11 protein-coding genes and 1 pseudogene are annotated in these 11,886 nt (G+C 43.7%); 5 read left to right on the forward strand and 7 right to left on the reverse strand.

The features are described from left to right. Window positions 1-13 precede the first annotated feature (13 nt). The 4 genes from CFK37_RS10205 (at window position 14) to CFK37_RS20540 (ending at window position 3,407) form a co-directional block, all read left to right on the forward strand. Window positions 14-649, forward strand: a complete 636-nt coding sequence (locus CFK37_RS10205; protein ID WP_089061753.1) for a bifunctional 4-hydroxy-2-oxoglutarate aldolase/2-dehydro-3-deoxy-phosphogluconate aldolase — start codon at window positions 14-16, stop codon at window positions 647-649. A 3-nt stretch (window positions 650-652) separates the two neighbouring features. After that, entirely contained in the window at window positions 653-1,801 is a 1,149-nt protein-coding gene (gene dgoD, locus CFK37_RS10210; RefSeq protein WP_089061754.1) for a galactonate dehydratase, read from the forward strand. 81 nt (window positions 1,802-1,882) lie between these two features. Beyond that, window positions 1,883-3,241: a GntP family permease gene (locus CFK37_RS10215; protein ID WP_089061755.1), complete on the forward strand. Its 1,359-nt coding sequence runs from the start codon at window positions 1,883-1,885 to the stop codon at window positions 3,239-3,241. A 31-nt stretch (window positions 3,242-3,272) separates the two neighbouring features. Beyond that, window positions 3,273-3,407 carry a hypothetical protein gene (locus CFK37_RS20540; protein WP_281251591.1) on the forward strand — a complete coding sequence of 45 codons (135 nt, stop codon included), beginning with the start codon at window positions 3,273-3,275 and terminating at the stop codon, window positions 3,405-3,407. 252 nt (window positions 3,408-3,659) lie between these two features. On the opposite strand, the gene CFK37_RS10220 is transcribed toward CFK37_RS20540, so the two are convergent. The 7 genes and pseudogenes from CFK37_RS10220 to CFK37_RS10250 form a co-directional block, all read right to left on the reverse strand. Continuing rightward, window positions 3,660-5,153 (reverse strand): sodium:solute symporter family protein, encoded by a 1,494-nt coding sequence (locus CFK37_RS10220; protein ID WP_089061756.1) that lies wholly within the window; start codon window positions 5,151-5,153, stop codon window positions 3,660-3,662. After that, window positions 5,153-5,395 carry a hypothetical protein gene (locus CFK37_RS10225; protein WP_089061757.1) on the reverse strand — a complete coding sequence of 81 codons (243 nt, stop codon included), beginning with the start codon at window positions 5,393-5,395 and terminating at the stop codon, window positions 5,153-5,155. The genes CFK37_RS10220 and CFK37_RS10225 overlap by 1 nt, the downstream gene beginning before the upstream one ends. Before the next feature lie 37 nt (window positions 5,396-5,432). Beyond that, window positions 5,433-6,044, reverse strand: a complete 612-nt coding sequence (leuD, locus tag CFK37_RS10230; RefSeq protein ID WP_089061758.1) for a 3-isopropylmalate dehydratase small subunit — start codon at window positions 6,042-6,044, stop codon at window positions 5,433-5,435. Continuing rightward, window positions 6,028-7,464: pseudogene (gene leuC / locus CFK37_RS10235) on the reverse strand (3-isopropylmalate dehydratase large subunit). The gene leuD and the pseudogene leuC overlap by 17 nt, the downstream one beginning before the upstream one ends. 15 nt (window positions 7,465-7,479) lie before the next feature. Further along, the gene (locus CFK37_RS10240) at window positions 7,480-8,394 is read right to left on the reverse strand and encodes a hydroxymethylglutaryl-CoA lyase (protein ID WP_089061759.1); all 915 of its coding nucleotides are present in this window, start codon (window positions 8,392-8,394) and stop codon (window positions 7,480-7,482) included. Between the two features lie 24 nt (window positions 8,395-8,418). Further along, window positions 8,419-9,615 (reverse strand): CaiB/BaiF CoA transferase family protein, encoded by a 1,197-nt coding sequence (locus CFK37_RS10245; RefSeq protein ID WP_089061760.1) that lies wholly within the window; start codon window positions 9,613-9,615, stop codon window positions 8,419-8,421. Further along, window positions 9,612-10,292 carry a GntR family transcriptional regulator gene (locus CFK37_RS10250; RefSeq protein WP_089061761.1) on the reverse strand — a complete coding sequence of 227 codons (681 nt, stop codon included), beginning with the start codon at window positions 10,290-10,292 and terminating at the stop codon, window positions 9,612-9,614. The genes CFK37_RS10245 and CFK37_RS10250 overlap by 4 nt, the downstream gene beginning before the upstream one ends. A gap of 124 nt (window positions 10,293-10,416) precedes the next feature. On the opposite strand from CFK37_RS10250, the gene CFK37_RS10255 reads away from it, so the two are divergent. Beyond that, window positions 10,417-11,670 (forward strand): MFS transporter, encoded by a 1,254-nt coding sequence (locus tag CFK37_RS10255; protein ID WP_089061762.1) that lies wholly within the window; start codon window positions 10,417-10,419, stop codon window positions 11,668-11,670. The last annotated feature ends 216 nt before the right edge of the window (window positions 11,671-11,886 follow it).

Here is an 11,886-nt window from a genome sequence, read left to right on the forward strand (position 1 = left end):
GAGGAAATTAACGATGGGAAATACATTGCAGCAAATGATGGAACACAAGCTTGTCGCTGTTATACGCGGTGCTGAAGGTGAAGATGTCCTAGCCATTGCTCGCGCCCTTCATAAAGGAGGCGTTCACATTATGGAAATCACCGCAGATACGCCGCAAGTGGACGTGTTAATTCGCAAAGTGAGTCAGGAATTTGGTGACCAGCTGATTGTCGGTGCGGGAACTGTGCTTGATCCGGAAACCGCCAGAGCATCGATTATGGCTGGTGCACGCTTTATCTTCTCGCCAACCGTTAACACCGAAACCATTCGGATGACGAAACGCTATGGTGTCGTAAGTATTCCAGGTGCGATGACACCAACGGAAATTTTAACAGCCTATGAACATGGTGCAGATTTGATTAAAGTATTTCCTGCCGGCGTCATGGGTCCAAGCTATATAAAAGATGTGCACGGACCATTGCCGCATATTCCGTTAATGCCTACCGGCGGCGTTGATTTGTCCAACGTTCGCAAATACTTTGAAAATGGCGCTGTTGCGGCTGGATTAGGAAGTGCACTTGTTAATACGAAACAGCCAATCAGTGAAGAAACACTGGCGGGTATGACGGAAAAGGCCGAGCAATTTGTTGAAGCGATTAAGGGTGTGTAATAAATGAAAATTATTGATTTTAAACTTTATCAGCTGCCACCGCGTTGGTTATTTTTAAAAATAGAAACGGACGAAGGAATTTGCGGCTGGGGAGAGCCAGTTGTCGAAGGGCGCGCACATACTGTAGCGGCTGGTGTTACCGAACTGATGGATTATTTAATTGGTAAGGATCCGCGCCACATTGAAGACCATTTTCAAGTCTTATACCGCGGAGGTTTTTACCGTGGCGGACCAATTTTAATGAGTGCAATTTCCGGTATTGAACAAGCACTATGGGACATTAAAGGTAAGTACCACGATATGCCTGTCCACGAAATGCTTGGCGGTGCTGTTCGCAAGGATATTCAGGTTTATTCCTGGATTGGCGGGGACCGTCCGCAAGATGTTGGTGCCGCTGCAAAAGAAAAGGCTGACGTGGGGTTTACCGCAATCAAGATGAATGGTACGGAGGAAATGAATTATATCGACAGTTACGTGAAGGTTGATGCAGCAGTAAGCCGAGTAGCCGCAATCCGCGAGGCTGTTGGCAATGATTTTGGTATCGGAATTGATTTTCATGGCCGTGTCCATAAAGCAATGGCCAAAATTCTTGTGAAAGAGCTGGAGCCATATCGACCAATGTTTATCGAGGAACCAGTACTAGTTGAGAATCTGGAAGCGTTCAAGGAAATCGCAAATCATACGACAACACCAATTGCGACTGGGGAACGAAATTACACACGCTGGGGCTTTAAACAAATGCTGATGGATGGTGTTGTTGATATTATTCAGCCAGATCTGTCACATACTGGTGGCATTCTTGAAGCGAAAAAGATAGCGGCAATGGCAGAAACCTTTGATGTTGCGATTGCCCCGCATGCACCGCTTGGACCGATTAATCTTGCCGCATCCCTGCAGCTTGATGCATGCACACCAAATTGCATCATTCAGGAACAAAGCCTTGGAATTCACTATAATCAGGGCAGTGATTTGCTTGATTATCTTGTCGACAAATCGGTATTTGAATATAAGTCAGGGTCGGTAACTATTCCGAAAGGGCCTGGTCTTGGCATTGACATTAATGAAGACAAGGTGAAGGAAATGTCCAAGGAAAGCCACAACTGGAAAAATCCAATCTGGCGCAATGCCGATGGTACAGTTGCGGAATGGTAATCGGGTATTTCTGTACCCTTTTACCATGTTCTTTATTGAAAGCGGTAAAAAATAGATCGAACAAATGAGGAGGAGAAATATATGTCTACAACTTGGTTAATTTTAATTGCCGTTTTTGGAATTGCTCTATTATTATTTCTTGTTATGCGCACCAAATTACAGGCGTTTCTAGCATTACTAGTCGTAAGTTATATTGTAGGTTTACTGGCAGGAATGAGTCCGTCCAAAATATTGCAGGCCGTCTCAGACGGAATGGGCGGAACGGTGGCCGAGATTGCCGTTATTATCGGTGTCGGCGCCATGTTTGGTGAAATCTTAAAGGCTTCTGGTGGTGCTGAGCGTTTGGCACTTACGTTAATGAATAAATTTGGGGAGAAGCGGGTTAACTGGGCACTTGTATTGACTGGTTTCATCATTTCTATTCCAGTTTTCCTTGACGTTGCCTTTGTTATTTTAGTGCCGATTTTATATAGTTTGGCACAAAGAACAAAAAAGTCACTGCTATTTTACGGGATTCCACTGCTAGCAGGTTTAGCAGTAACACACAGCTTCGTACCGCCAACACCTGGCCCAATCGCAGTTGCTTCTTTATTAGGCGCTAATATTGGCTGGGTTATCCTGTTTGGTTTCATTGCCGGTGTTCCTGCGGCTATTCTAGCTGGACCAGTATTCGGTACGTATATTTCGAAAAAAATCCATGTTGAAGTACCGAGTGTTATGCTGCAAAATATGGCAGATGAGGCGAAAGACAAAAAGTACGATAAGGATCTGCCAAGCTTCGGTATGGTTGCAGTACTCATTCTATTACCGTTAATTCTTATTCTGTTAAATACTTTCGCAGGAGCAACACTGGCTGAAGAAAGTACAGCACGCTCCATCCTGCAATTTATCGGTAACCCTGGGGTTGCGCTAACCATCACTGCATTGCTGACATTTTATTTATTAGGTACACGCCGTGGTTATTCCAAAGATGAGATTCAGGAACTTGCCACGAAATCACTTGAGCCTGCAGGTATCATCATCTTAATCACTGGTGCCGGTGGCGTTTTTGGCCAAATTCTTGTAGAAACAGGAATTGGCGATGTTCTGGCTGATACAATGAGTAATCTAAATATGCCAATCATTGTATTTGCTTTCCTAGTTGCAGCGGCAATTCGGATTGCCCAAGGTTCGGCAACAGTTGCAATGATCACAGCAGCCAGCTTAATTATACCAATTATGGACACACTTGGTATTGAAGGTCCGATGACAGCCTTGCTCGTTATTACCATAGCATCAGGTGCTACTATCGCGTCACATGTGAACGATTCCGGATTCTGGATGGTCAACCGTTTCTTCGGCATGTCTGAAAAAGACACACTGAAATCCTGGACAGTCATGGAAACGATCATTGCACTTGTCGGATTTGTCGTAACATTGATTATTAGTGCGTTCTTGTAAATTCTACTGTTGGCTTAGGGGGAGCATTTGGTTGGTAAAATGGAATTCATCGGACTTAACGTTTATCGACCAAACTTCGGATATATCAGCTGAATTACGAAAATATCGGCCAAACTCCAGATATATCATCCAAATTCCAAATATAACGGCCAAACTCAGAATTTAACGATCGAATTCCGAATATATCAGCCGAACTCTAAAAATATCGGCCTAATTCAAAACAGCCTTTCTCCCACGCACCGGGAGAAAGGCTGTTTTTAAAAGATCAGAAAGCATAAATAAAAATCTGTCTAGCTCCAGCGCCCAGAAGCTGCCGTCATAAGCAATGGACACTACGAACGCGAAACTCCTGCGTTCTTCGGTCCCTTGCTTATGCGTCCGCTTCTAAACAGGCGCTTCCGCTTTTCTTTAAATCCGCTTACAATCCAATTACCTTGTCTGTTTCTTTTTCCTCAACTTTAGAAATATTAAATAACAGACTGCCGATTACGCAAATAATCAGGTTGACGAATAGCCCCCAGAGGCCGCTGAATATGCCAAACGGGGTGATATTTGCAAAGGTCATTGCTGTAGCAAGAATCGTACCGACAAGCATACCAACAAAAACGGATTTGCTGTGAAGCTGTTTCCAATAGAGTCCCAGAATAAAGGCTGGTGCAATTTGGACGAGTAATTCAAATTTCAAAACAAATATTTCATACAACGTTGCTGGTGGATACCAGGCAATTATCAACAGCACACCGGTTGCAATAATACCAGTAATTTTTCCGACGAAAATTTGCTTGTGTTCGGTTGCCTTTGGGTTAATATACCTGCCGTATAAGTCCTTGGAAATAACAGATGAAAAGGTCAGAAGCACCGAGTCAGCTGTAGAGATGATGGCAGCGATGATACCGCCGAATAACAGGATCATAGCCCAGTAGAAAAATATATTTTCGGAAGCGATCGCGTTTGCCATCATCCCAACCAGTTTTTCTGATTCCATTTCACCTAAGTCCGGAAATGCGCTGATGCCGATAATCCCGACCAATAAAATAACACCGGTTGTTACGAATGGCATCCATGCCATGCCAATCAGGGAATTCTTAAGCGTCTTCTCACTTTTGGCAGAAAAGATCCGCTGAATGGCGTGCGGATAAATAGATGCCCCGATCAGCACAAGGACGAGCATGCTGAACCAGCCGACTATCCCACTCGTTTCGGGAACTCCCAGTTTATCAGGTGTAAATGCCGCCATATAATCAGCCGTTGAAGGCAGGCCGCCAAAATAGATAATTGAACCGATTACCAGAATGAATACACCAAAGAGCAGGGCAATTCCCTGCATGGTATCCGTGTAAGCTACAGAACGCATGCCGCCAAGCCAGCTGTAGATAAGCATAATGACGATAAAAAAGATAACACATAATTGATATGGCACCGTACCACCAGTAAGTCCGGAAACACCCTGTCCAACAGCGACAAGTTGTTCAAGCAGATAGTTACCTAGGCCATACAGCATGAGCAGGGAACCTAAAATGGTAATACTTTTTGACCGGAAACGCTTTGCTAGCCAGTCAGAAGGTGTAATGAAATTAAATTTTCTGCTTAATACATACAATCTTGGCGCGAATAACAAATAGCCGACCATGACCAAAATCATAAATGTGATGGACTGAAGCCATTCGAAACCAATTCTGTACCCTTGCGGCGCATATCCGATAATCGTATTGCCGCTGTACTGGGTAGCATAAAAGGTGAAGAACAGGACCATCACGCCAAGACCTCTACCGCCTAAATAGTATTCCTGGTTGCTTTCCCGAATATTTTTATTCTTAAAATACGTTACCAATCCGATCGCAAGCATAATGAGACCATACACGACCATAATTAGGACGCCGGACCAACCGCCAAAAGCTAATTCTCCTGTCATTACTCATCCTCCTTATAATTCGAATCGTCTCCCTCAGTGATCCATAAGTATTTGATTGCGTACGTTATTGTTGCCGAAAAGGCTAGGGAAACGAGCAGTACAATCCAGCCCCAATAAGGAATTCCGAGAATCAAAGGCTTGTAGCTGCCCTCGGGTAAATACCAAGGGACACTTAGCAAAAATAAAACACCAAAAACTATCCATAGCTTCCCGTTTTTAATTGGTTCCTTTATAAATTTCAAGGTTCAAACTCCTCCTATCGTTTTTAAAATTCGGAATTTAGTTGACGCACGGATTCATATAAAAGGCTCTTTGTCGCTCAAAAGCCGAAATATTTTCTATAGCAGTCATGGTCAGGTCAATATCATCCAACCCATTTAAAAACTTATGCCGGATGTGGGGCGCTACTTGAAATGATGCAGCCCATCCAGATACGGCGTGAATTATTTGATTTTCCAAATCCACATGCATGGAAAAGTTTGGGTTCTGTTTCTCAAGCTCGAACAATTCTTGCATTTGTCCCTGATCCAGCTCAATCAGCAACAGTCCATTTTTTGAGCAATTCCCCTTAAAAATATCGGCGAAAGAGGGGGCAATTATTACTTGAAAGCCATAATCATGCAAGGCCCAAACGGCATTCTCCCTTGAAGAGCCGCAGCCGAAATTATCCCCGCTTAGCAGAATACTGGCTTGTTCATATGTTTTGTTATTCAGTACAAAATCCTTGCGAGGCCCACCATGTTCATCGAACCGCCAATAATACATCAGATGTTGTCCGTACCCTGCTCGTTCAACCCGCTTCAAGAATTCTGTTGGAATGATGATGTCGGTATCAATATTGGATTTAGGAAGCGGTACAACAGATCCCGTATAGTTACGAAATGGTTTCATTCTTTTTCACCTCTCCCGTATAGTTCCATCCTCTAATATCTGTCAGGTGACCTGTTATAGCTGCAGCAGCTGCCATTGCCGGGCTTACCAGATGTGTTCGTACGCCCTTTCCTTGTCTTCCTTCAAAATTGCGGTTGGAGGTGGAGGCGACCCTGTCTCCTGGATTTGCGATATCTGGATTCATGCCGGGGCACATACTGCATCCAGGTTCTCTCCACTCAAATCCGGCATCAATGAAAACTTTGTCCAAACCTTCTTGTTCGGCGCGTCTTTTAATATGATAGGAACCTGGTACGACAAGGGCTGTTACATTGTCTTGAACCTTGTGACCACGGGCTACTTGGGCAGCTAAGCGTAAATCTTCTACTCTGGCATTTGTACAGGAACCAATAAATACCCGGTCAATGTCGATGTCGCCCAATCGTATTTGTGGCTCTAAATCCATATAGGCTAGGGCTGAAACTGTCGCATCCCTCTTTTCGGAATCCGAATGACTTTCCGGGGAGGGGATAGAACCGTCAATTGCTGTTACCTGACCGGGGTTGGTTCCCTAGGTAACCTGTGGAGCTAAATCAGCTATGTTTATTTTTACCGTTTTATCATAGACGGCATCTGGATCACTGAAAAGTGTTCTCCACTCCGCGACTGCTTCGTCCCATTTCCCGTCTTTTGGCACAAACTTGCGATCTCTTAAATAAGCGAAAGTTGTTTCATCCGGCGCAACCATTCCTGACCGTGCACCGGCTTCCAGCACCATATTACAGATGGTCATTCGTTCGTCCATCGACATGTTCCTAATTGTGCTACCGGTGAATTCCACTACATGACCAACCCCGCCATGGGTGCCAATTTCCCCAATGATGTGTAAGATAATATCTTTGCTGCTGACACCGTCCGGCATCTTACCCTCAATTTGTACATTCATCGTTTTCGGTTTCGCTTGCGGAAGCGTTTGGGTTGCCAAAACATGCGTAATTTCACTTGAACCAATTCCAAATGCAAACGCTCCGAATGCCCCATGCGTGGAAGTGTGGCTATCCCCGCAAACGATAGTTTTACCGGGTGTTGTTAATCCAAGTTCCGGACCAATAATGTGGACAATACCGTTGTCAGGATGGTCCAGATCATAAGCAGTAATCCCAAATTGTTTACAGTTCTCGATTAACGCCTCCACTTGCTTTCCGGCCAGCACGTCCTTAAATTCCAAGTTTCTATCTTTTGTTGGAACATTGTGGTCGGCTGATGCAAATGTTAAATCCGGCCGCCTGACTGTTCGTCCCTGTTCTTTCAGTAAAGAAAATGCCTGAGGCGAAGTGACATCATGAATTAAATGCAGATCAATAAAGAGTAATGGCTGTTCCAGTGGTGAATCAATTACATGGTTTTCCCAAACCTTTTCAAAAAGCGTTTTTGCCGCCATTTTCGTTTCTCCTTTCTATACCTGTGATGCAGAGTGAAGGTCCGTAATTTTTCCTGCCTTGATAATCTGGCCCGGCACTTCATGAGTTAACAATGACTGCAGATAGTTTGCAGCGCCAATCAGCTGGTCAAGGTCTGTATTCATTTCATATCCCATGAATGCCAGCATATGTACGAGATCCTCCGTACAAATATTACCGCTAGCACCAGGGGCGAATGGACAGCCGCCAAGCCCTCCTAAGGAAGCATCAAATCTAGTTACTCCAGCACGTATTGCCTCATGTACATTTGCTAACCCCATTCCTCTTGTATTATGAAAATGCAGGGTTAATGGTAAATCTGGCCAATGGTTTAAAACGTTGGTGGATAATTGATAGACTTGTGCGGGTGTCGCCATCCCCGTCGTATCAGCGAGTGTTATTCCACTTATCCCCAGTTCCAGGTAGTTATCAATCAGACGAAGCACCTTATCCTCTGGAATATCTCCCTCAAACGGGCAGCCAAACGATGTACCAAGCGAGCCATTCAGCTGAATATCCTCATTGGCTAAAAAGTCCATTATTTCTTTGAAGCTATCAAACGTTTGATCAGTGGTTCGGCGTACATTTTTCAGGTTATGTGTTTCACTCACTGATACGAGAAGATTAAGTTCATCAACAGCACATTTCATCGCCCGCTCAACGCCTCTAAGGTTAGGAACCAAAGCGGAGTAAGTAACATTGGGCTTGCGCGTGATTTTTTTCATCACTTCCTCTGCATCGCTTAAATTTGGTATTGCTTTTGGTGAGACAAAGGAGGTGACCTCAACTTTGTCGACTCCCGCATCACTTAATTGGTTAATTAACGCTATCTTTTGATCGGTGGGAATAAATTGATTCTCGTTTTGCAGACCATCCCGCGCAACAACCTCTTGAATAAAAATTCGTTTCACATGAACCACCCACTTTCAAAAAGCTTATATAACTCCTTGATCTTTCAATTTCTGGATCTTGTCCTCATCGTACGCTAATAAATTTTTCATAATTTGATTGGTATGTTCCCCTAGATTAGGACCCAACCAGTTTGTTCCGCCTGGCGTCTTACTCATTTTTGGTACTACACCTGGAATCTTAAGCGAATCATCATTACCAAGGTTGAAGCTCTGAATCATTTCCCGGGCCAGGTACTGAGGATCTTTCACCATATCCTCAATGCTGTAAATAGCCCCTGCCGGAACCTTAGCATCGTCAAGTGTCTGCAAGGCAGTTTCGAGATCTACTGTTTTCGTCCAATCTTCTATTCTCGTATCTAGAAAATCTGCATGTTCCGCCCGTCCTTTATTACTAGTGAATCGTTCATCCTCCGCCAATTCTAGCTGGCCAATTGCCTGCATTAATCGTTTGAAAATGGCATCACCATTGCCGCCAATCACAATGTATTTCCCATCGCTGCATTGATACGTATTGGAAGGTGCAATACCTGGCAGGGAAGAACCAGTCCTTTCACGAACCGCGCCGAATTTATCGTACTCAGGAAGCATGCTTTCCATTAAACTAAAGACAGCCTCATAGAGTGCGACATCGACAATCTGTCCTTCACCCGTGCCTTTTACGTCACGATGGTAAACCGCCATAAGCGCTCCAATCACGGAATACATGGCTGCAAGGGAATCGCCAAGACTGATTCCAGCCCGAGTTGGAGCCCGATCCGGATAGCCCGTTAAATGGCGGATTCCGCCCATCGATTCACCAATACTGCCAAAGCCAGTTTTATCCCGGTACGGACCAGTTTGACCGTAACCAGATACCCTGACCATGATAATGCCTGGGTTGATGGCAGCTAACTGTTCATACCCAATGTTCCACTTTTCAAGTGTCCCGGGCCGGAAGTTCTCAATAATAATATCGCACTCCTTAGCCAGCGATTTAACGATGTTTTGTCCTTCCTCACTTTTTAAGTCAATGGTGACCGATTTTTTGTTTCGGGCCTGAAGCCGCCACCAAAGTGATTGGCCTTCGTAAATATGGCGCCATTCCCGGAGTGGATCACCTTTTCCTGGAGGCTCAACCTTGATAACATCCGCACCAAATTCAGCCATTAATCTACCCGCAAATGGTCCGGCAATTAAGCTGCCTAATTCCAACACCTTCAACCCTTCCAACGTTTGGGTCATATAGAATCATCCTTTTGATTTGATTTAAAAATAGTATCAAGCATGTTGATGTCATTTTGAACATGCTGTTTCATTTCTAGCTCAGCAAGATCACCATCACCGTTAACGATGGCATCAGCAATTCGCACATGTTCGTCAAAAAAACTATCTCTTCTGGAATAGTTGCTTAGCACATTGTTTCGCATATACATGTTCTTCGCATGGATTAAATTCATAAATTGAATTAATTGCTTATTACCTGATGATTGCACGATTAAATCATGAAATGCAGTATTATATTTGACGACTTCTCGTTTTTCATTGTTAGCTAACGCGGTTTTTGTCCGGTTGATGATGTCCATCAGGGCTTCATTATCGGCTTGTGACATATTTTGTGCTGATAGCTTCGCACCCAGTGGTTCTAATCTTTCTTTACACAGATAAACGTCGACAACATCATCAAATGTCGGGTCGAAAACGTAGATATGGACACCTTTTTGAACGAGCAGTCCATCATGTATCAGCATGCGAATAGCTTCACGGATGGGACCACGACTCACTCCCAGCATGTTTGCAAGACCTGATTCTGTTAGACGCTCACCAGGTGAAAATTCATTTTCCAACAGGTGATTTTGGATGTGTTTATATGCTTGAATATGAAAAGGTTCTGATTTTACGATAGGACTAATGGGTTTCACCTCCTTGACATGAAAGCGTTTTCTTGTATAGTATATTGTTATCTGTATTTTGTCAACAATTTAAAAAGTTAAATATTATCAATGATTTTTTGTTACTAAACTATAGAAAAAGAGTTGAGTGCAAATGGGAATGAACGATATACAGCCGTACCCGGCAACTAAAATTAATCCCTGGAAAATGTTGGCGTGGCTGTTTGCCGCGCAAGTATCGGTGGCTTTTATTGGAAGAAGTCTTGCACCACTTGGGCTTTTAATCGGTGCGGATTTATCCCTTTCTATGGCTCAAATCGGAATGTTGCCGGCTGCATTGTTTTTGGGGCAATCGCTTGCTGCCATTCCGATAGGATATTTTACCGATTTAGTAGGATCAAGAAGGGTCTTATTAATGCTTTCCCTTTGTTTAGGATTAAGCTTCTTATTGATGACTTTATCTTCCGCATTTGTAGTCGTTCTTGTTCTGATTACATTAGGCGGCATTGGTTATGGGTCCATGCATCCCGCATCAAACCGCGGTATTATCTATTGGTTTACCGCTAAGAAGCGTGGTACAGCAATGGGGATCAAGCAGATGGGAGTTACATTTGGATCAGCGCTGTCCGCTCTTTTGCTGCTTCCTCTTGCAAGTGAATGGGGATGGCGTCCAGTCCTGCTCGGAGCAAGTATGCTGTTAATTGTTGTCGGATTTCTGGCCTTTTTATTTTATAAGGATCCACCCCCTGAGAAAGTTTCAGCGGGAATTACAAGTAAGGAACCAAGCCAGTTACTGCCCTCGATCTACGCCTTATTTAAACATAAAGCACTGATTCTTATTAGTATTTGTGCGATGGGTTTGAACGGTGGTCAAATGGCTCTGAACACCTACCTTGTATTGTTCGCCTATGAGCAACTTGGGATAAATCTAGTTTTATCGGGGATATTGCTCGTTATATCAGAAGTAAGCGGTTCGTTTGGACGGATAATCTGGGGCATGATTAGTGATCGACTATTCAACGGAAAACGAATAATCGTCCTGATTATTATTTCGTTTTTTTCTATATTACTGTCGCTAACTGTCGCATTTTTACCGACGGGTACATCATTCTGGGTGATGGCCCTGATTACGGTTTTCCTTGGATTTTGTATGTCTGGATTTAACGGAATCTGGATGAATACTGCAACAGAACTTGTCCCTAGAGAACAATCTGGAATTGCCAGTGGCTTCAGCATTACCTTAGGCTCTTTGGGGGTAATTGTCAGTCCACCGCTTTTTGGACTCATTGTTGATAAAACGGGATCATTTATGTTTGGCTGGTTATTTCTTGCAGTCGTTATGACGATGGTGATTGCGGTTTTGGTTTATACGATGAGGCTGGTTAATAAAAGTGAACTGGACGATTAAGCTGCGACGGGGCGTGGGGGTGACGGCCAAACTTGGATTTTCGGCTAAATTCATGGAATAACTGCCAAATTAGAAATTTAACGGCCAAATTTCAAAAATAACAGCCAAACTGGAAATATATCGGCCGAATTTCAAAAATAACAGCCAAACTGGAAATATATCGGCCAAATTTCAAAAATAACCGCCAAATTAGAAATTTAACGGCCAAATTCTAAA

The sequence above is a fragment of the Virgibacillus phasianinus genome (assembly GCF_002216775.1).
Classification (GTDB): Bacteria; Bacillota; Bacilli; order Bacillales; family Amphibacillaceae; genus Virgibacillus_F; species Virgibacillus_F phasianinus.